Here is a 22,548-nt window from a genome sequence, read left to right on the forward strand (position 1 = left end):
TCACGCTACTTTTTCTGTTATCAATGTCTTAACAAAAGCTCGGCTCATACAGCCGGGCTTTTTTCGTTTTAAGACTACGACGCGTTCCGCGTCGATCCATTCTAAATTTATAAACTGTTCTCTGGAATACGACTGAGGTTGGCGAAAGCCGCTGAAAGTTCGAAAGAAGAAACGAAGGCAGGAATTCAAAATTTCCCGCCTTCAGTGATACGAAAATTTTAATTCGGAATAAAGATCGCCTTATCCGGGTTTGGTGAATCGTAACCGGCCTGCAGACAGGTGGTTTGCGCATAACCCGTAGTAAACCCGTAATTGTCCGTACTGATATAGTAACTTCTCGTGGAAAGTCCGGATTCTCCCGGATAGGTACAACGTCCGGTTCGAAGCATGTTCGCATTTGCCGGTGGGTTCAGCGACTCACAACCGCCAGCAACGTTCGCCGTCGGATTGGAACCTAAAAAGTCGTAACATCTACGGAACGTGTTTGCCTCGTTGGATGTGGAAGTCGGAACGATCGCACCGTCCGAGATATTGGTTTTAAAATTCGCGACAAGACCGCTCACGTGTTTCACTTGAAGAATGTAATTCCCGGCCGCTAAGGTAGCCCTATCGAACTCGGATGTTTGAGACGTGCCGGTCGCAAGCGCAGTCGCTACCGAAGTGGGAGAAGAATAGTAATACAAATCCAAATTGCTTCCCGCGTATCCGAAGACGTTTGCGACGTGCGGAGTGTTTGTCGTCGCGGTAAACGAATAGAACGTACTTACGTCGATCGAAGAAACTCTTCCCGTAATAGAATTCGGTTGATTGAGCGCAATACTCTGAAGCGGTCTGTAACGGATCGTTTTGGAAAGAACCGAACTGCCGGATCTTTGAACGACGATGGGAAGAGTGGAGTTCACGGCCACGTTTGGAACGGTGGGCATCGTAAACGTAAGCGTGCTCGTGTTGGTCAGATTGATTCCGGTGGCCGTAGTTCCTCCGACGCTGACCGTATATTCGGAAGCGACTCCGGGAAAACTTTCTCCCGTAAGACTTGTTGTGCTTCCGGGAAAACCGCGGTCCGGATAGATATCGGCGACGGTTTCGGCGTTCGACACGTTGTATAAAAGGAATAACATCAGGGTATCGTCGTTCGAATCCCCTTTCTTACAATTCGCGAAGGAAAACAAAATCAGCATCGTGCCTACGAATGCAATCGGACTTTTCATTTTAAACGGCTCCTAAGTGACCTTGAAAAAAGTATAAGGTTCACGAGCTAAGAGTAGAATAAAATCCGTATAAAAACAACGTCGGGAACTACGTAGTAACGAACCGTCTATCCGTAGTTTTACGGAGAATGGGAATTCGAATCTTCTTCGTTTTCAAAACGACTTTCGAATCGATCTTGGTCTTATCAGTTGCTTCTCATTCTGAAAATTGCATTGTTGCAGGAGAAACTCACCTTCTTTGGAATCAGACAAAGATCCAAATTCTTATGATTGCTACGATACGCGTTCAATAAGAATTGTTTCGTGTGCTCCACGGAATGCAAACCGGCCCATTCGTGAAAATTAACGTTCGGTTTGTTTTCGATCTCGCCTCCGCCGCGAATCGTTTTTTCGGAATCCTTGTTGAGACAGATATGAGTCGCGTAAGGTTGATAGAGTTTCATCTCATTTTGAGAAAGATCCAAACATTCGACCGCTTCTTCCTCGTGATGAACGATCGGAGAAAGATCGTAGTAACCCGTTTGTATATGAGGCATGGAAAGAAGTTGCCAAGGTTCTTCCAGCGGAGCGAGTTTGATTTGATTAGGATGGTTTTCAACCCAGTTGCTGTGCGAATAAAAATCCTGAATGATATGAGTCGCGTGTCCGATCTGTTTCATCGAATCCGAGAAGAACGTAGCTTTTTCTGATTTCGATTTGAGATCTCTGAGTTCGATCCCACATCCGAAGATATTGTTGTTATCACAGTGGAACGCTTCCGCGTTCATCAACTCCGAATCGGAACGGAGATTTCCTTGAACGATCATTTCCTGACAATCGGCTCGTATTTCATAACCCGTTTCTTCGGTGAATTCACGGAAGGATTCTTTTAAAATTCGAATGTGATTGAAGGATCCGGCGGGACCAAAGGCTTCCAATGGAGAAAACGAGGGCCAAAAATCGAATACGATCAAAACGATTGGGACGGTAAATATAGTTTTTAAAAATCGATTCATCTAAAAGTAAGTAACTGCTTACATACATTTAGACCTGTAGGCTTTCAAAAGTTCGATTTTTTTCTCAAAAACGCACGGACGCAATCGGGAAAAAACGAACTCAGATCCTGACGAAATTTGAATTCGATAGAGAATGAAGTGGAGGCGAGCGCGGAAGGTCGGAGCAGGGAGCCCTCCGAATGCCGAGTTCGGAACGTTTATTTTTGAATTTGAGAACCTAAAAATTCGGTAAGATCGATAAGACCCTTGATGAACTTGAGATTGTAGCGGCTTTCATACAACAAAAAGATGCTCGCCATAAAAAGAAAAACTCCGCCCAAGAGCGCGGTCAGAGTCGCAACCCAAGAATAATCCAGATACAATGCCTTGGACAACGCGAAACCCAAACTTGATAAAACAAAAAGGGAAGTGGCCGTATAAAGAAAGGCCATGGATCTTTGGATCAGAATCGCACGGATTCTCTGGATCTGAAGTTGTTTTTCAAGACTTTCCATTCTCTCCGAAGGAAACGGCAGTTTGCCCGCGAGAACTCCCTCCACTTCCGCTTTGAGAAGATTGACCCGATCGAAAATTCTTCCTAGGCGATTTGCGGTGGAAAAAATCAAACTCGCACAAGCGGTGATCATGACTGCGGGAGTGATCATTCCGGTTAGGATTCCTGGATTGGAAAGTGATTCTAAAAACACGAGCTCAGGTTTGATCGGACCCCGATTTTGTCCATTGATTTTGAATTCGTATAATTCGAGTTAGGTGCTTGCGATTTCGAGACGAACGACCCTCTCCGAAAAATCGAAAGAATGAGAACCGAATTATACTTTGGAAGCCGACGAGATGTTTCGTTTTGAGGGTTATTTTTCGAAAATCGCCCGAGAATCGTTCGAAAAAAACTTGATACTCTGGAGGTATCCTAAAAATAAACATGTAAGCAATTGCTTACTATATAAAACCCGATACTTTCCTTTCGATTTATGAACTGAAAGAAAAATAAAAACGGAGTATTCGGGCAGAATGGTTTATTTCGAACAAGAACGGGGTGATTTTTGTTTTCTCTCTTTATACAAAAATTTAATAATTTTAATACTTCCATATCCAAATCCAAACTTCGGTTCGTTTTCGTTTTTCTCGTGCCGGCCTTGATTCTTTTCGCGGATCTCGGTCTTCGCTGGAAAATTCTCAGTCAAATGGAAGCCATACAGTGGGCGTATTATCTCCTGTCGTTTTTGTATTCTTCACTGATCTATTCCTTACTTTTATTTTCTCTGTTTCTTTTGTTTTCCGTTTCAAGATTTAGATCGTATTGGGCCGTCTTGGGTTTTGCGGCGTTTGCATATTCGATTTGTGTAATAGGTTCTTACGGATATTTTTTATACGCTGGAATCATGCCGAACTTTTTCGTATTCTCCTATATCTTCCAGGAACCGTTCAATAGCTGGACGATTTTTAAGGGAGGTCTTACCGTTTGGAGTTTGATAGGATTCTTCTTTTTGTATATTCTGCTTTTCTTAAGTTTGAGAATCGCGTCCTCGAACTTCAAACCGGCTCGTTTTCAAAGAAGTATTCTCGCGGTTGCGGTCCTCGGGTTCTTGGCGCTCACGGCGTTCTTCCACAACAACACCCGTTTTAACGATCAGATCTACGTTGCGGATACGAATTCCATTTCGTTTATCAATCGCAATATCTACAATCTTCTTACGGGAGATCGCCTCGGTTCAGCGGGATTGCAGTCCAGAAACAAACCGATTCTGAAGGAAAGTCCGACTCCGTTTCGAAAAAATATACTGATCGTACTGAGCGAAAGTCTTCGCAGAAAGAGTATGGCTCTTTACGGTTACGACAAGGACACAACTCCGTTTTTGAATCGTTGGACTAAAAATCCTCAAGGCGGATCCGTTGTAGTTTTTCGAAATGCGTTTTCGAATTCAAGTTCCACTTTGATTTCGGTTCCGAGTTTGTTATCGGGAGTTTCGCCGATTCAACCGGTTTCGATGACTCACAGCTCCCCTTTGTTTTGGGAATACGGTAAGGCGGCGGGTCTTTCCACGTTTTACGTTTCCAGTCATAGCTTTCGTTGGAATAATTTTTCCGGATTTTTTAAGAACGCGGGAATCGACTTTTTGTGGAATAAGGAGATCAGCGGTCTCGGCGTTTTCAACGATATTGGAATCGACGATCGTAAGACGGTCGCCGAATTTCGAAATCGTGTGAAGTTTCTGAAAAACAAAGGCGAGAATTTCGCGGGTGTTCTGCATCTCAACACGAATCATTTTCCGTATATCATTCCCGAAGAATCCGTTTACTTTCCGATCGGAAAGGATACGTTCGCTCCTTACGACAATTCGGTTCGTTATCTCGACGGTCTTTTGGAAGAAGTATTCAATTTTTTGAATGAAGAAAAATTATCCGAAGACACTCTCGTAATTTTCACGTCCGATCACGGAGAGGCGCTTTTCGAACACGACTACATCGGCCATATCGAAAGTAATCATATCGAAACCGTAGCGATTCCCATGGTATTTTTTGTACCCGGTTCTTTGAAAAATCAGAAATTCGAGGATCGCCTCAAAAAGAATTCGGATCGTAACGTTTCCAACACCGATCTCATTCCTACGATCGCGGATATACTCGGTGTTTCGAGTCAGCCCGAAGTGAAAGGATATCTATCGGGGCTGGAAGGCAGATCTCTTCTTTCCAATCTTCCGAACGACAGAAGAATTTTTATCGCGAACAACAACGAAACTTCTTTGTATCGGGTCGGAATGAGTTACATCAAAGGAAATCTTCATTATATGCTTCGCCTGAATTCTTTTCCGCCGGACGAAGAAGCGTACGATATCCAAGCGGATCCGATCGAAAAAAAGAATCTTTGGCCGACGATGAATTTGGAAGAGAAAAAATCGATCCGCAAAGAATTGGACGGATGTAGTCTTTGTCAGGATTTATATTCCACCTCGGGAATCAAACTCTGATCATTTCTTAGGATCGATTTCCTTTTGCAATTCCACGTCGGAAGGAAACACGATATTCTTATTGAGTAGTTCGTAACTCAGGTTGAGATACGCTTTCGCTTTTTTACTCATATCGTCGCATACGACCGGGTCCTTCTCGCAGAAGTTATTCTTTTGACGAGGAGGTTGTATGTTATACGAAAGATCCTCTTTCCCGTCGAAAAATCTCAGATAAAAATGTTCGTTTTCGATCCAACCGAAAAGATTCCCGTAAGCAAAGTAGGCGGTTTGTGTTCTGCCCGGTGCGAGAAGATTTCTTCCCATCGAAGAGAATACCGCCTTTTTACCCACAAGTCCGAGAATCGTAGGAATCACGTCCAACTGGGACGCGATAGTTTCGTCTAACGCAGGTGCGACCCTTCCCGGAGCGTAGATCAGAAACGGAACGTTTCTATCCTCGTAGTAGTCGAGATATCTATGGTGCGTGTGATCCGCAACGAAAACGAAAATCGTATTCTTAAAGTAACCGGACTTTTCGGCTTGTGTGATAAAGTTGTGAACGGCCCAATCCGCATAGTTGTAAACGTTTAGAAAGTCATAGTCTCTGGTAGACGGATCGAAGATTCTAAATTTTTCGGAAGGAGTTCTATACGGATAATGTGTGGTTAGGGTAAGCGCCAATCCGAGAACCGGCTTTTTGGAAGACGAGATTTTTTCATGCAATAATTGTAATACGTCCGCGTCGTCGTAACCCCAGGCTCCGAGTTTGAATCTTCCGAGTTTCGCGATTTCTTTTTCTCCGAGAACCGTATCGAAACCCCAGTGAGGCATCAAGGTGCTTTTGTTATCGAAACTTAGATCTCCGCCGGTTACGAAAAAAGTATCGTAACCCATTCTTTTAAAAATATTTCCGATCCCGGAAAAGTTTCCGAGAACCTGATGTGTACGAACCACGGTTAAACCGGGACGATCCGGGATTCCGGTAAGAATGGACATCATACCGTTGGTCGTTCTTCCTCCCGAAGCGATGAATCGATTGTAGAATCTTCCCTTTTTCAAAAGTTGATTGAAGTAGGGCGTGACTTCCTTTCCTTCCACAAGTCCGTTCGAAATCGGACGGATGAATTTACCGGTCCAGTTTTCGAGCATGATCAAGACCACGTTAGGCGGTGTCCCCGTGTTTGTTTCTTTTTGAACCCTGAGAATCGGATATTTGTCGCTGATGAATTCCGCACCGGAATAAGAAATTTCCTTTCGAACGATCGCAACGGCTTCGTCGGTTTCCAATTTTAAGAATTTAGGAATGGTCTGACTTTTCAAATCCATGATGGAGGTAAAAACTCCGTTCAACGCGATGTTGTTTACGAAGTTGTTTCCCGATACGATTGCGTTAGTCGCTCTTATTGGAGATTCTTGAATTCCTCCCCGAACGGCGATGATCGTTACGATCAATACGATCGCGATTTGAATTCCTGTGGACTTCCAGGATTCTTCCTTGTATCGATACGGATTGTATTTGAGAAAAAGCCAGGTGGAAACTGGAAGAAACACGAGAAGAAAAACGATTCCTATGAGAAAGGTAACCGTGTTTTGTTCCAAAGCGGAACGTAGAATCACTCCCAAGTCCTTTCCGATAAAAACGAAACCTTCGTAGCCGATATGTTTGTTCGCGTTTTCAAAGTAGATGATGTCCGCGATCAAGTGCGCGATCATCCAAACTCCCAAAAGAATCGGAGTGTATCCCCAGAAAAAACGATACGCTTTGAATCGATTTAGATAAGGCAATACGGATAAGAATGCGAACAAACCCAACGTCATTCCGATCACGACTAGGTCGAATCGAAATCCCAAAAGGAATGCGAGTGCGACTTCTTCCACGGGAACTTCCCGAAGACGGTATGAATAGACCGATAAAAAAGCGATCTTGTATAACAAAAGGATGAGAGCGAAGTAGAGAACATAACCTAAGATAAGTTTTAAGTGTGTGGGTATACGTTGAAACATTCTGACTCTTTGTGTTGGTATGAATTGGAAAGTCCGAATCGAATTCGGATCCCAAATCTATAGTAGGCTAAAGAGGAGGCAGAGGCTCAAGTCAAAAATGGTCGAAATTGAAAGGCTGGTCCCGATTCGAAATTACAAAATGGGAACGAATTCGATACGGATTCTTTTGTGAAAACGAGTTTGAAAACTCGTTTCGATACGGCTTTGAAGCGTTTCTAAATCGTTTGGTTTATAAATTTATTTCCTAAAAAAATTTCAAAATCCGAAAAAATCGAGCCAAAACCCGTATTAGAACCTTGACAGATTTCGTCTTTTTTCTCATACTGAGTGAGTAATCACTCACCGAAAGGTTTATCATGGAAGAAATGAAGGACAATATCGAAATCGATCCGCAATGGCCGGAAGGCCAAAAGAAGATCTTTTTGGCGGCCATCGACATATTCGCTCAAAAGGGTTTTTCCGCGGCCACGACTATGGAAATCGCGAAGAAGGCCGGCGTCGCGGAAGGGCTGATTTTCAAACATTTCAAAAGTAAGAAGGAACTTCTTCTTCGTTTGGTTCTTCCGATCATGGAAGGTTTCATCGCTCCGATCACTCTGAGAAGACTTCAGGGAGTTTTTTCAAAGGACTTCTCTTCCATAGAAGAATTTCTGACGGCGGTGTTCGAGGAGAGAATTTCCTTTATCGCAAAGAATCGAAATCTGATTCGGATCATTCTTCAGGAAACCCTAGTCAACTCGGAGATACAAGGCGTTTTGGAACGAGTCTTTACGGAAAGGCTAGCGCCTCTGATCATTCAACGTCTCAAAAAATTCCAAGATCAGGGATTGATCGAAGAGATGCCGATCACGAGCGCGTTTCGTTTAGTTGCGACGAATCTCGCGGGTTATATCTTATTCACTGAAATTTTCTTTCAACAGAAGGCCGAGGACGGTTGGGACAACGAAGCCGAGTTGAAAAGAACGATCGAGTTTATCTCGAAAGGATTGGCGCCTAACAAGAAAGAGGCGCTCGTTTCCAAACCCGCACCCAAAAAAAAGACGCCGGCCCGTAAAACAAAATCTAAACCCGCGGCAAAAGCTAAGAAGAAGAAAAAAAAGAAATCTTAGAATCGAAAACGATTCTTATCAGGAGTTTGTATGAATGTTGTTATTGATAAAATTAAAACTTTGATCCGGGTTTATAGATCTCTTCGATTCCCGTTTCGGGTTCTTATACCTGCGATTCCGATCGTCCTTTTGATCGTGTTGTTTTCGACTCGAGGTAAAAAACAAGTGGAAGACGTCGCCGTTCTCGGACCGATCGCGGAGAAAGCATACGGGCTCGGGACCGTTCATTCTTTGGATACGTTTCGATTCAGGGTCGGAGTTCCGACCAAAATTACGAAGGTATTCGTCTTGGAAGGAGACGAGGTTTCCTCGGGTCAGGCGCTTCTCCAACTCGAAGGGATGACCGTGGTTCGTTCTCCGATTCACGGGATCGTTTCCGACGTGGGTTATCACGAAGGTGAGGTTGCGTTTCAGAATGTTCTCGCCATAGAGGTGTTAGGTGTCGGCTCCAAATATCTGATCGTAGCCTTGGACGAACAGATTCTTCTTTCGATCCGAAAGGGACAAAAGGCTTTGATTCGATTCGAAGGAAAACCGAACGAAGTGGTTCAAGGAAAAGTTCAAGGAACGTTTTCTCACGGAGGACAGTTCTACGCGAGAATCGAAGCGGCCAGTTTTCCGGACGGGGTTCTTCCGGGGATGACCGCGGACGTGGCGATCGAAGTCGGTAGGAAGGACAGCGCGGTTCTTGTTCCTAGAAAATACGAAAAGAAACAAAAAATTCTAATATTCAGAAACGGTAAATCGATTGCGGTTCCGTTCGTTCCGGGACTAAAATCCGAACAGTTTATCGAGGTTAAGGAAGGCGACATTCAAGCCGGAGATAAGCTCACAGAGGTTCCTTAATGTTGTTTATCGCAATCAGACAGATGCTCGTGCGGGGCAAACAAACCATAACGACCCTTTCTGGAATCGTTTTGGGAACCGCGGCGTTTATCATCATCTCCGGTGTTCTTCTCGGGTTCAGGGGTTATCTTGTGGATCAGTTGATCAACGCGGATTGTCACGTTCGAATCAGTCCGAGACAGGAGATCATTCTTCCCACTTCAATGGACGATCTGTTTCCGGGCGAAAACGTGTTCTGGCTTTCACCTCCTTCGGGCAAACGAGGTTCCACTCATTTGAACAACGCAACTCTTTGGTATGAACGATTGGAACAAGACAAGGAAGTCCAAGCGTATTCTCCCCAAGTGAGCGGAAGAATTTTTCTCTTTTCGGGAGCGAATCAGGAATCCGGAAAAATCATAGGAATCATTCCTTCCAAACAGGTTTTGATCACGCCCCTTGCGGATTACATCACGGAAGGAAGCGTGGATTCTCTCTCTGCGGGAAACAGAATCGTTCTCGGAGACGGTCTCGCGAAACTTCTCGGACTCGGATTGAACAAAACGGTTTGGGTGACTTCGGGACTTCAGGAAAAAACTCCGTTCCGAATTTCGGGAATCTTTCGTTCCGGAAACAAGGCTCTGGATGACAGCGTCGCCTACGGACTGTTATCCGAAATTCAATTGTTGACCGGACAATCCGGAATGATCACGGATATCGCGGTACGTCTTAAGGACGTGAACCGTTCCTTGTCGAAAGCGGAAGAATGGAGAAGTTTAGGGGACGAGAAGGTTTTGAGCTGGCAAGAGGCGAACTCGAGCTTCTTCGCGATCTTCAAACTACAGGACGCGATCCGATATTCCATGACCGCGGCCATTCTTACGGTTGCCGGATTTGGAATATACAATATTTTGAATGTAATCATCAATCAGAAAAAAAGGGAAATCGCGATTCTTCGTTCCATCGGATACAGACCGAAAGAGGTTTTGATGATTTTTTTACTCCAGGGATTGATCCTAGGAATCACCGGAGGTATTATCGGACTACTGGTTGGCTTTTTGGTTTGTTTGAGAATCGAGTCGCTTCCGTTTACGAATCCTCTTTTTTCCGCAGGCGCCGGAACGATGGTGATCTCATTCGCACCCACGATCTACTTACAGGCGTTCTTACAGTCTATGGTCGCCACTTTGATCGCGAGTTGGATTCCCGCAAGATCCGCGGGAAAACTTTCGCCGATCGAAATCATAAGGGGAGAATAGGATGCGGATGCAAATCGCAAATCACGGTGGAATCTCCGTGAACGATCTAAGAAAGACGTTCGGAACTTCCGAGATCATCAAGGGAGTCAGTCTCGAAATCGAAGACGGGGACTACGTTTCCTTAACCGGGAAATCGGGTTCGGGAAAAAGTACACTCCTATATATGATCAGTTCCTTGGATCCCCCGAGCGCGGGAACGATCGAGATCGGAGGAAAGAATATCTATAAAATGGACGAAGAGGAAATCCACGAGTTTAGAAACAAAAGGATGGGGTTTATCTTTCAGTTCCATTATTTATTGCCCGAGTTCACCGCGCTTGAAAACGTTCTGATGCCCGCGAGAAAGGCCGGGCTTTTGAAGGAAACTCAGAGTTACGCGGAACATCTTTTGGAGGAGTTCGATCTTAAGGATCGAATGGATTACAGGATCAACCGTCTTTCCGGCGGTCAAGCACAGAGGGTCGCGATCGCTCGCGCGCTCGTGATGAATCCGAAGTACATATTCGCGGACGAACCCACGGGAGCTTTGGATTCCGCAAACACCAAGGTTGTTATGAACATTCTGGAGAAGGTGAATCGTGAAACCAAAACCACCATTCTTGTGGTGACTCACGATACCGATTTCGCCTCCAAAACCAAAAGACAGATTCATCTCGTGGATGGAAGAGTGGTTTCCTTGAAGGAATTCGAAGCTCAAAAAAAGAAATCGAAAGGTTGAGGGTCGCTTTAATATTTGAGAGAAAAAATTTTCAGATAGGCTTTAAAAGTCCCGTCTTCGATTCTACGTTTTATGCATTGGAAGTTTCCTAAGTTTAAATCGGGACAGACAAGAAGATGGGAATATCTACTCCCAACGGGATCTTCCAAAGAAACCGAACAGATCGCGAAGAAAATTCTCGCGGATTCATATCTTCCCAAAACGCAGATTCCATTTTTAAAAATTCTTCCCGGAAAAATTCTCCTGGAGAACGCGAACTTCAGACAAGCGCTTGAACTTTTGGTGAGAATTCCTTGGGTTCGGGATTTCAGATTGAACCTGGGAATGTATCCGTTTAAAAAATCATTTTCATTCGACGAGTTTGAAACCGCTCTTCGTAAATCCGAAATTCTTCCCGAAGACTGGAACCTTCAGTTTCGCCCGCAAGTGAAAGGGGAGACGGAGTGGACCAACGAGGACCTAAACCGTCTTTGGGAAACGAAAAGCGATTCCATATCCAAGACGTCGGGAAAGAAGGGAGACAAAACCACGGAACTCAGCGCGCTTCTTGTCGAAGACGAAATCATTCTGAACGTGGGACTCGGCGGAGAACCCCTCAATCAACGGGGAAGTTTTAAATCCCTTTCCAAGTCCGCGCCGATTCGGGAAGACCTTGCAAGATTTCTAATACAAAGAATGCATAAAATACTTCCGAATCCGGACGCGGTTTTTGTTCCGTTTGCGGGAACGGGAACCCTGATCCGAGAATCCGTGGATTCCATTTTGGGAATCGGTTTTCCGCATTATTCCAGACAATATCTTTTTCAAGACATGAAGGAATTTCCCGAAGCCACCTGGGAATTTCTTAGAAAAAAGATTCTTAAGGAAACGAACGGGAATTCGATCGGAATCTGGTGGAACGAACTCAATTCGGAAACGTTCGAATATGCCGAAAATCGAATGAACGTATATCAGGATTTTCTAAAACAGAGCGGTCTTTCCGAATCGATCCGTTTCGTTCACAAGGCGGGAGATTTTTTCGGACTTTCTCCGAAGGAGATCTGGGAATCTTCCGGAAAACCGAAGCGAATTTGGATGCCTCTCAATCCGCCTTACGGTCTTCGTATGGAAACCGGTTCTTCCACTGGATTCTACAAAAAACTCGGTGAAAGATTGAAACATTGGTGGGAACTTCCCTGTGAAATAAGCGGTTTGATTCTTTGTCCGGACGAGGATTCTTGGTCCGTTCTGATTCGCAATCTGGGAATTAAGACCGATACGATCCACGTTACTCACGGTGGTACGGATCTTAGAGTTGTCTATTTTTAAATACAAACGTGTCGTTTAAACGATTCGGCGTAAAAAACAATCGAAAACTTGACAATGCACGAAAATCGTGCTTTGATCGAATTATGAAGAATATTACCTTTAGAGCCGACGATCGATTGCTTGAAAAGGCAAGATTGCGTGCCGCAGGCGAGAAGAAATCCTTAGCGGAAGTTTTTAATGAATTTCTTAAGAATTATTCGAACTCCGTTAAAGACGTTTCCGATTACGAAAATCTTCTGCAAAAATTAAATTACGTCAAGGTGGGTCGAAAATTTTCTCGGGACGAAATGAATGAAAGATAAGATATTTTTGGATACGAATCTGTTCATTTATAACTTTGACTTAGAAGACAAAGTGAAACACGAAAAGTCGAAAGAGATTGTTTCTATCGCATTGACGGAGAGTAACTACGTAATCAGTTATCAAGTGATTCAAGAATTCTCCAATGTCGCTTTAAAAAAATTTCAAGTGCCGCTGAAATCCAAGGATTTGGAAATTTATTTGAAAAGAGTCATGTTTCCTTTGTGTAGCGTTTATTATTCGAACGAGAATATTCTGAAGGCGATTGAAATCAGGGAAAGATACAAACTTTCCTTTTATGATTCCGTTCTTATCGGTTCCGCCATCGAGTCCGATTGTAAGATACTCTTAAGCGAAGATCTGCAGGATGGACTGAAGATCCAAGGTTTGCAGATCACAAATCCCTTTCGTTCTTCGGTAAAAAAGAAGAAATAAACTTCTTGATGTTCCTCGCAATACTTCCAAATCGCTAACACTGGCTGGACGCACCTTATCTTTCTTCGAATCGTTCCACAAAAGGTTACACTCCATTCTTCGAAAAAATACATTCAAAAAAACGAATTTGATGGAACGCTTTCAAAATTTTCAGAAACCGCAAACATCGTTTCGTAAAAATAAAAACGCAACGCAGTAACCTTTTCAAAAACGAGGCGAAGACCAAAACAAAGATTCGATCGATTGCCGATTTATAGATCGTGTCTTAACTTATTTTTGGAGAATGAAGTTTATGTTCGGAGTTTGGGGATCTCAATCGAGTTTGTTTTTGTATGTTCTTGTTGCCGGAACTTTTTTCGTGTTCGCGCTTCCAATGTTTTTGGTTCCTCTGCGTTGGGCGGCGACCTTGGGTTGGGAAATTCCCGGACAGAATCACTTGTCCATTTATTACGGACGTTGTCTTGCGAGCGTGATGGCCGTTTTGTGTTATATGGGTTTCGTCGCGGCCGGCAACCCCACGGTTCAGCCGTTCTATTTTAACATTCTTCTTGGTTGTTTTGGATTGATGATTGTCGTGCACGCTTACGGAGGAATTCGAAAAATTCAACCCCTCAGCGAAACGATCGAAACCGGTTTTTGGCTGATTCTTTTTTTTGCGGCCCTTTTGTTTTATCCGATTTAAGGGAGAATGGAAATCGGCGCTCTTTGATCTCATTCGTGTCGATCTTTTTGAAAAAGAAAAACGTTAAGTATCACCGGGAATTTGAATATTCAGAAAAGATTGTAAACGGCAGAACCCCGGAATCAAAAAGAATCTTACTCAAAAACGTAAGAATCAAACCGATCCCGAAATACAAACCCATAGGGATCGGGGTTCTTCTTATACTTTTTCCTTTTTCGCGTAGAACGATCGTAAAAAGAACCGCGGGGATGTAGGACGCATTTAGAAAAAACATCCACCAAGGATGACCTGCGATCATCGCGTAAACGGGAGCGAACAAAACGTCACCGAAACCGATTCCACCCGGAAAGAAAAAATACAAAACGACAAACGCGGAAAGAAAACCGCCGAACACGAACAATTCGTTCAGACCCGGAAGTTTTCCGTTTAAAAGATAAACGGAACCCAGACCGAACAAAAGAATCCAGGGAAGATTCTCATAATCCAAAGAAAAATGGATCGCGTCCGTGATGCAGGAAATCAAAAGATGACCGCACAAAAAAAGAAAAACAAAACTGAATGCCGGATTTTTCGTTAACAAAAAACAAAACACAAACACGCAGACGAAAGCGAATTCGATCAGGGGAAACAGAGGATTGATTCTTCCTTTACAGAATTTGCATATACCTTTCGAGATCAAAAAGCCGATGACGGGAAGCAGTTCCGGATAACGAATTTCCTTGTCGCAGTGATCGCAGGAACTCGGATGTGTGAAGATCCGTTTCCATTTTTGAAAAACGGAAAGCGATTTTCTATGTTTGCCGTAGTAGACGTCCAAGATTCGAAAGCCTAGGGTAACGTAAAAACTTCCCAGGGAAGCCGCGCCTAAACTTCCGAAACTTAAGAACAACCAAAAATGAAAAGATTCAGGCAAGCTCTGCAAGCGCGGAGATTCCTCGTTTCAGATTCTCCCATTCGGATGCGAAACTGATTCGAATGTAATTTTTGGAATCGGCGAAGATATAACCCGGAACAAGGATCAGTTCTTTTTCTTTGATCGCCCTGAGAATAAAGTCGTCGTCCTTTTCCTTAATCTTGATGAAGAAGTAAAACGCGCCCTCGCTTTTCGAAACCTCGTAACGATCCTTTAAGGATTCGTAGACGAAATCCCTTTTTTCCTTATAGTCCGCGATGTAAGAACTCATGTCCGTTTTCAGAGCTTCGAGTCCCATCCACTGAGTTACGGAAGGAGCGCAAACCAGCGTATACTGTTGCAAAGTAGTTAACGCTTTTATAATGGGTTCGGGACCCAAAATCGAGGACAAACGAAGTCCAGTCATGCTGTATGTTTTGGAAAAACCGGAAAGAGTGATCGCCTTATCGTAAAACGACCCCGCCGAAATGAATTTTTTATCGTAGTCGAAAAGTTCGTAAATTTCGTCGGAGATCAAATACGCTCCGGTTTTTTCCGCGAGATCGGCTAACGCTTCGAGTTGTTTGCGGGAAAGAATTTTCCCGGTAGGATTCGACGGGGAAGAATAGATGATGATCTTCAGTTTTTTATTCGCAAATTCTTTGAGAGCTTCGGGCTCGAAAGACTCGTGAACCGAATTCATCTTTCCGCCGTAGATTTTGATATATGCGGGATACATTAAGAAGTGCGGAGTTACGACCAAACATTCGTCGCCTTCGTTTAACAACGCGTTAAAAAGAAGTAAGAACGCGGAGCTGATTCCGGAAGTGACTAGAATTCTTTCCGGGGTCGCATAAGAAATTCCGTTTACGTTTTTATATTTTTCGGCGAGCGCGCTTCTTAACTCGGGAATTCCACCGGTAAGAGTGTATGCGGTTTTGCCGTCTTTCAGGGCCTTACAACCCGCTTCGATAATGTTAGGAGGACATGGAAAATGAGGTTGTCCGATGGAAAGATTGATCGGGTTCTTCAAGGTGCCTGCAAGTTCGAAGGCTTTGCGGATGGCGGAAGTATCCAGACCTTGGATACGATTGGCTAAAACATATTCTAACGTACTCTGACTCATACTTAATCCTTTTTGAAATTCTGATGCTGGAGAACCACTGCAAAACTTCTTTCTAAAAAGAATCTTCTCGAAAAGTTAATTTGAATGTCAAACCATTCAAATTACAGTTTGGCAGGAATTGAGGTTGCCAGAGGATTCTAGGGGAGAAAGGTTGAGTCATGGAAACCGTAAAAATCGCCGGTCTGAATGTTCCAGTTTCTAAATCTGGAATCAACACAGGAAGTCTAGGATCCGATCTCGTTGAGACAGATTCGACAGTTCGCAACTTATCCAATATTCTTTATCCTTTGCTCGAAGGTAAACCCGTGCTTCTCGTTGGAGACGCCGGTGTCGGTAAAAACGCTCTCATCTATTACATCAATCATAAGAGAAAACATCCGACCGCGAGATTCAGTTTTAACGAGGACACTCTTCCCGAGGACTTGATCGGTTCGTATCGGATTCTGATGGACGGTCGGGGTTTCGCTTGGTCGGACGGACCTCTGACTTCCGCGATTCGTTCGGGTCATAGTTTTGTGGCGGACGAGATGAATCTTTGCCCACCGCATATCATCAAACGATTCTCCACCGTTTACGAGTCCGCCTATTTGGAGTTAATCGAAGGGAACGGTTCTCGGATTTCCTGCGGAGAAGGTTTTAACTTTATCGGAACTCAAAATCCGTCCGAAGGTTTCGAAGGAAGAAAACCTTTGCCGTTCGACATCACCCGTTTTTTCTCCGTGGTTTTTATCGATCCCCATTCTCCGGACGAAATTCTTTTTATCTTAAAAAAATTATATCCGGCTCTCAGCGAATCCTTACTGCAATCCTGCATTCGTATTTCTTTGGAAACGGAGAATCGAGTTGTCACGGGTAAACTCGGCAAGGGCGATCTTGAAAAATATCACTTCAATATCCGTAACTTGAAAAAACTCTGCAATCGAATTCTCGGTTTGAAGGCCGATACGAGCGAACTTCAGTTCCGCGAATTCTGGAACTTCTACGTGGAACCGTTTCGCAAAAAAGAGGACCGGGATTTACAAACGGAACTTTTGTTAAGCGAATCGGGTTTGTCCGTGACTCCTTCGCTTCCAGAACCGAGCTTTCAGGTCCATAAGGGATTTCTTTACTGCAACGATAAGGCGATTCCCGTGCAGGACGAAAACCGCGCAAAACAATTGTTAAGCGAAGTGCCTCTTCCTCTAAAACTCCGCGAGTTTTCCGAGAAAATTTTCACCGCGGTTCAGTTTCAGGAAAACGTTCTCATCGAATATTCGGAGGAACAAGATCCTCAGATTCTTCTTCCTATGTTTACGGAGATGTCCGGTCTTCCTTTGGAGACGGTGAGTCTTTGTAAGGGAATTCATACTTCCGATATCATCGGGGCTTTGAAACCGATCGACGGTTCCAAAGTGGATTGGGTGGACGGACCTTTGACGAGAGGGATTCGCGAAGGCGGAAACATTCTCATCACAAACCTCGAAGCCGCGGGCGCCGAGCTTGTTGAAAAATTGAATATGCTCACCGACGACGCTCGTTCCCTTACGCTTCCTCCCGAAAGCGGACACAACGAACCCGTACAACTTACGAACGAATCCAGAATTTTTGCTCTGAAACTTTTTCGTAAATCCAAATCGACCGCGACGATTTCCAGAGCGTTCCGTAACCGTTTTACGAGCGTGTTGTTTCCCGATCTCGAAGACGAATCCACGTTAACCGAAATTCTTTCCTTTTATCTTCCCGGCAACAGTTTGATTTTGAAGATGGTGAACTTTCACCTGAAGATCCGCGATCTCGCGAAAAAAAGGACGATCGGTTCCGCCAATCTTCTTCCGTATCTATTCGGACTTTCTAATATTCTTTTTTGGAAGGATCATATTCTCCGTTATGCGGACGCGGCTTCCGGCGAGGCCGGTCTCAAAGAGACCGCGGTTCGAGGCGGTAAGATCGCTTATACAAATCAGATCGCAGATCCGAAGGAGAGAATGGAACTCGAAAAAATCCTGGATTTCCAAATGTCCGGCATCGAGGTCGAATCCGATTTCTTCAAGATTCTTGAGGATAAGAAAAAAAAAACTCTAACAACGGCCACCGAAATTGAAAAGAAACGTTGGTGGAATCCGGAACTTCACAAAAGAGAAGCGTTAACCGGTAAGGCGAAACTTCTCAACTCGGGTAATCCTCTCAAACGAGGAATCGAAATCGATACTCCAGAAACTGGCGGCCAAATGAAGGAAGGCGCGGACGCTTGGTATGGCCAGGACACGCGCGGCAACAAGGGACAAGGCGAACCCGCGGGCGGTGGCGGAGCCTGGGGTTATCGCACCGAAGAACTTTATAAACAATTTCTTGCCAAACGTAAGATTCTTTGGGACTACACGATTCAAGTTTCCCTAAAGGAATTCAAAGAGGTTTTCGGTCAAAGCCTCGAGGACATAGAACTCAATCTGGATCGTCTTTTCGATCCAGAAATCGACATCACGAGAATGTATCGAACCGAAGGAAACCGTATCGATACTCGGAAATACATTTCGTTCTTATCCGGAAGAGGGGACTCTAAGGTTTTCGATCGTACGATCATCGATAAGAACGAGGAAAAACTCAAAGGTGTGGAGGTCGCGTTTCTCGTTTCCAAGTCGAGAAGGATCTTCAACTTCGAATACGCGGTCGCCGTGATCTCGGCGATGCTTTCTTCGGCTTATATCCTCAACGAACACGAGGTGGATTTTTCGATTCACGCGTATTCCGACCGAAACAACAAAAAGGATAGAATCGATCTGATCCCGATCAAACGTCTGGAGGAGGAATACGACGAGGCCAAGGAAGAGGAAATGTTCAATTATCTTCGAACCGATTGGCAAGGCGATTCCGTGGAAGAATATCAGCTTCTCGAAAAAGTAGAATCGTACTTTTCGCCGGAGGCACAGACGAAAATTGTGGTAATGATCTCCGATTTCCGGGGGCAAAGAGGTAAGGCGGAGGTTTCCGACGAGATCAATTCTCGGGACAATCGTAAACTTCATGCCGAAATTCTAAAGAACCAAAATCGGAACTACGTCTTCCTCGGAGTCGGACTCGGAAGAAGATACATTGCGGAACATCTGTTCCAGGATTCCATCCAGATCACTTCGGACAATTTTTACAATATGCCAAACCTGATCGGAACCGAACTGGGCAGACTGATTCTTACGAATCACAGCATGAGAAATTAATCCGAAATAGAACGGTTCCGAAAAAAATCCGGGCCGTAGCGGAAAAGAAAACCGTCCACGAAGTCGGTTTAATAAAGTAAGATGGCGAACAAAAAAGAAGAACCCGGACATTCTCCGCTGGTCAATAAAAAGGCCAAATTCAACTTCGAATTGATCTCATTCATCGAAGCGGGGATCGTTTTGTCCGGTTCCGAAGTCAAAAGTCTCCGTGAAAAAAAAGGAAATCTTACCGACGCGTTCGCTAAGATCAAAAGCGGCGAAGTCTTTTTGGAGAACTTCTCCATCACCCCGTATAAAAACGGAGGTTACGCGAATCATCCCGAAATCCGTCCCCGCAAACTTCTTCTTCATAAGAAAGAAATCGAAAAGTTGGATCGTCAGGTAAAAGAAAAGGGATTCGTCCTCATCGCCACCAAGGTTTATTTCAAAGATAATCTCCGAGTCAAAGTGGAGATCGCCGTGGGCAAACCGAAAAAACTGCACGATAAACGGGACGACATGCAGAAAAAAGACGCACAACAAGAGATCGCGCGTGCGTTAAAATCTTCCAATCGCTACGAATGAGTGGCGCACTGAATCAAGGAATCTATGGCTAAAGCCGGAAAAAAACCAACCGCAGAATCGGAAGAAGCAGTTCCGGTCAAAGCTCCCCGCAAAGAACCCGGAGAAAAAATTCCGGTCGTTTCGATCGTGGGTCGTCAGAACGTGGGCAAGTCCACGCTATTTAACGCGCTCTTAAAAAAGAAACTAGCGATCACCGAGGATTATCCCGGTGTGACGCGTGACGTTCTTTCAGCGAGAATTTATCAGGAAGACAAGGACCTCGATTTTTATCTCTGTGATACTCCGGGTCTCGATATTTCGAATCCGGATTCTTTAGCGCAATCCATATTGGAAGCCGCTTATAGACAATTGAAGGCTTCCGATCTGATCATCTTTCTTTTGGATAAAAATGAAATCACCCCGGCCGATCATACCCTTCTCGGTTATCTGAGAAGAGAACCGGAAGTCGCGAATAAACCCATCATCTATTGCGTGAACAAAGCGGATAAGGAACTGGACGAATTCGATTTGGAAGAATTCTATAGAATGGGTCTTGCGGAAGTTCTCCCCATCTCGGCCGTGGGAAGAAAGAACTTAGGACTTCTTCTCGAAAAGATAAAATTCTTTTTAAGCGGTAAGAAGCCCGCAAAGGTCTGGATCGAAAAGATGAATCCTACCAAAAAGAAGGACGCACAACAGCTTCCTCTTGCGGAAGAGGATTATGAATTTCGATTGGCCATCGTCGGTAAACCGAACTCAGGTAAATCGAGTCTTCTCAACGCGATCTGCGGTTACGAAAGGGCCGTGGTCAGCGAGGTCGCCGGAACCACCCGCGATTCCGTGGATACTCTATTAGAATTCGGTGATAGACGTTTGCTTTTGACGGATACCGCCGGGATACGAAGAGGAAGCAAGTCCGCGGAAGCCTTGGAATTTTATTCGTATCAAAGAACCCTAAAGGCGATCGAATCCAGCGATCTTATGATCCATCTTCTGGACGCAAAAAAAGGATTCGGAGATTTCGACAAAAAGATCACCTCTTTACTTCAGGAAAAAGGAAAACCGTTTTTGATCGCGATCAACAAATGGGATCAGATCGAAGACAAAACCGATAGAACTCTCAAGGAATATAAGGAAAAACTATTCAGCCGTTTTCCATTGTTAAGCGAAGTTCCCATCATCACGATCAGCGCGACCGAAAAACTCAGGGTGAAAAAACTCGTGGATCTCTCGTTTGATTTGGCTTCTCGATCTCAGAGAAAGGTCAGCACCTCCGAACTCAATAAAAATCTAAAGTTGTGGATGGGGCAGGCGGGAAGATCCTTTTCGGCCCACCAACCTCCGAAGATGCTTTATTGTACACAAGTTTCGACTTCTCCGTTTCATCTGATTCTATTCGTAAACCACGTGGAATACTTCAAATCGAATCTTGTTTCCTTTCTCAAAAAGAAACTCACCGAAACCTACGAGCTTCAGGGAATTCCGGTTCGATTGGAGTTTCGATCGGATCGAAAATGAACTTCGCTTTTTTTGCGTGTATCAGTTTTATCGCTGGTTCTCTCCCGTTCGGCTATTGGATCGCTCTTCGGATCGGAGGAATGGACATTCGCCAATTCGGAAGTAAGAACATCGGAGCCACGAACGTGGGTCGTTTGATCGGATGGAAGTTCGGATTTCCGGTTTTGATTCTCGATGTGGCGAAGGGAATGTTGCCCGTTTATCTTTCGGGTCATTTTGTTCCCGAAGGTGGAGTTCCGTTTCAACTCGCTTGCGGAGTTCTTGCGGTTCTCGGTCATATGTTTTCTCCCTTCTTGGGTTTTCGGGGAGGAAAGGGCGTCGCAACCACGTTAGGCGTATTTTTAGTTCTCACGCCGATCGCCTGTCTCGGAGCCGTAATCGTCTTTTTAGCGGTTTATAAATTTTTTAAATTCGTCTCCTTGGGATCAATTTTTGCTTCCCTTACTCTTCCGCTCGTTTATGCTTTTTCCTCGATTCTTCTTTTGCACGAAGAAGTTTCCTATTGGGTTTTGGGAACCATGGTTTTCATCTCGATCGGAATCATTCTTACTCATAGGGAGAATATTCTACGGATTTTAAATCAGTCCGAGTTGTTCGCGGTCAAAGACGAGGATCAAAGCGATGATTCAGAGAGAAATCGACGATAACAAAACCCGCGAAGAAAAGATAGAATTCCTCGAACAATATCTGAACTATCATCCGGTCTTCGAAATCGCCGATCTTTACAAATGGCTTTATTACGGAGAATTCGGCGAAATCGAAAAACAGGAATTTTATTCCGATCAGACCGAAATCGTTCCGGAACTTCAATCCATCCTGGACGATCTCAAGGCTGAAGAAGGCAAACCGTTTCCCGAAAGAGTCTGGGAACCGCTCGGTTTCTCGCAGAGATATTTGCTCATCTATCTCACACCCTATGCGAAGAGGGATTATCCGTTAAAACGATTGGTCAATTTGATCCAAAGGTCGTCCGCGTTTCAAGGATATCGAATGCGTTTTAAATTGGATTGGATCATTCTCAAGGACCTCATCACGGAGAGAATGCCGGTTTTCACCAAACAGGAGTTCAACGATTTCGAGGACCGAATCGGATTTCAACAACTCCCCGACGTGGAACTTTCCGGCACATACAAGGGCGCGTATCCTTCCAGCTTTCGAGTTGTATCCGCTAAGTTGTTTTACGAATACTTTCCCGAGTTCGTAAGAGCGCCGAAAGGATTCTCCCTTTTGATGAAAATGAAGGAAGAAGGAGAACCTGAATTGGAACTTCCCAAACAACAAAGTTCTTTCGGAAGAGAATCTTCCTCGTCCGATTCCGGTTCGAGTTTTCTCCAAGAAATCCAAGAGACTCCACTCGAGGAGGAAAATACCGAGAATTTTAATTTCGACGGACTCTAAGGATGTGTTGAACTCGGCAAAAACGCTCTCTACGGATCGCGTTTTTGAATTCGGATTCTGCTTTACAAAGTTCTAATTTCGTGTCCGAT

The 22,548-nt window shown here is 44.4% G+C and carries 20 protein-coding genes; 14 read left to right on the plus strand and 6 right to left on the minus strand.

Translation table 11 applies throughout. The features are described from left to right. Positions 1–218: 218 nt before the first annotated feature. From CH367_RS17825 to CH367_RS17835, 3 genes are all read right to left on the minus strand, one after another. Positions 219–1,211, minus strand: coding sequence for an IPT/TIG domain-containing protein (locus tag CH367_RS17825; RefSeq protein WP_100763857.1), 993 nt, complete (start codon positions 1,209–1,211; stop codon positions 219–221). A gap of 185 nt (positions 1,212–1,396) precedes the next feature. Then, positions 1,397–2,206, minus strand: coding sequence for a hypothetical protein (locus CH367_RS17830; protein ID WP_125226139.1), 810 nt, complete (start codon positions 2,204–2,206; stop codon positions 1,397–1,399). Positions 2,207–2,403: 197 nt separating this feature from the next. Continuing rightward, a complete protein-coding gene (locus CH367_RS17835; RefSeq protein ID WP_100764031.1) occupies positions 2,404–2,850 on the minus strand; it encodes a DUF2721 domain-containing protein in 447 nt (148 codons plus the stop codon). Between the two features lie 411 nt (positions 2,851–3,261). Between CH367_RS17835 and CH367_RS17840 the strand changes: the two genes are divergently transcribed. Beyond that, entirely contained in the window at positions 3,262–5,172 is a 1,911-nt protein-coding gene (locus tag CH367_RS17840; protein WP_100764032.1) for a phosphoethanolamine transferase family protein, read from the plus strand. Here the strand turns inward: CH367_RS17840 and CH367_RS17845 are convergent, their stop codons facing one another. Next, positions 5,173–7,155, minus strand: coding sequence for an LTA synthase family protein (locus CH367_RS17845; RefSeq protein ID WP_100763859.1), 1,983 nt, complete (start codon positions 7,153–7,155; stop codon positions 5,173–5,175). A 365-nt stretch (positions 7,156–7,520) separates the two neighbouring features. On the opposite strand from CH367_RS17845, the gene CH367_RS17850 reads away from it, so the two are divergent. The 8 genes from CH367_RS17850 to CH367_RS17885 all read left to right on the plus strand — a co-directional run bounded on the left by CH367_RS17850 (position 7,521) and on the right by CH367_RS17885 (position 13,791). Further along, on the plus strand, positions 7,521–8,264 hold the full coding sequence (locus tag CH367_RS17850; RefSeq protein WP_100764033.1) for a TetR/AcrR family transcriptional regulator: 744 nt from the start codon (positions 7,521–7,523) through the stop codon (positions 8,262–8,264). Positions 8,265–8,294: 30 nt separating this feature from the next. After that, the gene (locus tag CH367_RS17855; RefSeq protein WP_100763860.1) at positions 8,295–9,110 is read left to right on the plus strand and encodes a biotin/lipoyl-containing protein; all 816 of its coding nucleotides are present in this window, start codon (positions 8,295–8,297) and stop codon (positions 9,108–9,110) included. Continuing rightward, on the plus strand, positions 9,110–10,348 hold the full coding sequence (locus tag CH367_RS17860; protein ID WP_100763861.1) for an ABC transporter permease: 1,239 nt from the start codon (positions 9,110–9,112) through the stop codon (positions 10,346–10,348). The genes CH367_RS17855 and CH367_RS17860 overlap by 1 nt, the downstream gene beginning before the upstream one ends. Before the next feature lie 7 nt (positions 10,349–10,355). Next, a complete protein-coding gene (locus tag CH367_RS17865) occupies positions 10,356–11,066 on the plus strand; it encodes an ABC transporter ATP-binding protein (protein ID WP_100764034.1) in 711 nt (236 codons plus the stop codon). A 72-nt stretch (positions 11,067–11,138) separates the two neighbouring features. After that, positions 11,139–12,374: a hypothetical protein gene (locus tag CH367_RS17870; protein ID WP_100763862.1), complete on the plus strand. Its 1,236-nt coding sequence runs from the start codon at positions 11,139–11,141 to the stop codon at positions 12,372–12,374. Between the two features lie 83 nt (positions 12,375–12,457). Then, a complete protein-coding gene (locus tag CH367_RS17875; RefSeq protein WP_100763863.1) occupies positions 12,458–12,676 on the plus strand; it encodes an antitoxin in 219 nt (72 codons plus the stop codon). Continuing rightward, complete coding sequence (locus CH367_RS17880) at positions 12,666–13,109, plus strand: PIN domain-containing protein (RefSeq protein WP_100763864.1); 444 nt, start codon at positions 12,666–12,668, stop codon at positions 13,107–13,109. Before CH367_RS17875 ends, CH367_RS17880 begins: the two co-directional genes overlap by 11 nt. Positions 13,110–13,392: 283 nt before the next feature. Further along, a complete protein-coding gene (locus tag CH367_RS17885) occupies positions 13,393–13,791 on the plus strand; it encodes a hypothetical protein (protein ID WP_244284624.1) in 399 nt (132 codons plus the stop codon). A 70-nt stretch (positions 13,792–13,861) separates the two neighbouring features. Here the strand turns inward: CH367_RS17885 and CH367_RS17890 are convergent, their stop codons facing one another. Both CH367_RS17890 and CH367_RS17895 read right to left on the minus strand, forming a co-directional pair. Beyond that, positions 13,862–14,713, minus strand: a complete 852-nt coding sequence (locus CH367_RS17890) for a prepilin peptidase (protein ID WP_100763866.1) — start codon at positions 14,711–14,713, stop codon at positions 13,862–13,864. Then, positions 14,697–15,809: a pyridoxal phosphate-dependent aminotransferase gene (locus tag CH367_RS17895; RefSeq protein ID WP_100763867.1), complete on the minus strand. Its 1,113-nt coding sequence runs from the start codon at positions 15,807–15,809 to the stop codon at positions 14,697–14,699. Before CH367_RS17895 ends, CH367_RS17890 begins: the two co-directional genes overlap by 17 nt. A 158-nt stretch (positions 15,810–15,967) precedes the next feature. Between CH367_RS17895 and CH367_RS17900 the strand changes: the two genes are divergently transcribed. The 5 genes from CH367_RS17900 (at position 15,968) to CH367_RS17920 (ending at position 22,459) form a co-directional block, all read left to right on the plus strand. Beyond that, positions 15,968–19,000 (plus strand): AAA family ATPase, encoded by a 3,033-nt coding sequence (locus CH367_RS17900; RefSeq protein ID WP_100763868.1) that lies wholly within the window; start codon positions 15,968–15,970, stop codon positions 18,998–19,000. Between the two features lie 81 nt (positions 19,001–19,081). After that, positions 19,082–19,564: an SsrA-binding protein gene (gene smpB, locus CH367_RS17905; protein ID WP_100763869.1), complete on the plus strand. Its 483-nt coding sequence runs from the start codon at positions 19,082–19,084 to the stop codon at positions 19,562–19,564. A 24-nt stretch (positions 19,565–19,588) separates the two neighbouring features. Then, on the plus strand, positions 19,589–21,061 hold the full coding sequence (der, locus tag CH367_RS17910; RefSeq protein WP_100763870.1) for a ribosome biogenesis GTPase Der: 1,473 nt from the start codon (positions 19,589–19,591) through the stop codon (positions 21,059–21,061). Further along, entirely contained in the window at positions 21,058–21,708 is a 651-nt protein-coding gene (plsY, locus tag CH367_RS17915; protein ID WP_100763871.1) for a glycerol-3-phosphate 1-O-acyltransferase PlsY, read from the plus strand. Before der ends, plsY begins: the two co-directional genes overlap by 4 nt. After that, complete coding sequence (locus tag CH367_RS17920) at positions 21,683–22,459, plus strand: hypothetical protein (protein ID WP_100763872.1); 777 nt, start codon at positions 21,683–21,685, stop codon at positions 22,457–22,459. The genes plsY and CH367_RS17920 overlap by 26 nt, the downstream gene beginning before the upstream one ends. Positions 22,460–22,548 lie beyond the last annotated feature (89 nt).

Origin of the sequence: Leptospira barantonii, from assembly GCF_002811925.1 — a bacterium.
In the GTDB taxonomy this organism is placed as follows: Bacteria; Spirochaetota; Leptospiria; order Leptospirales; family Leptospiraceae; genus Leptospira; species Leptospira barantonii.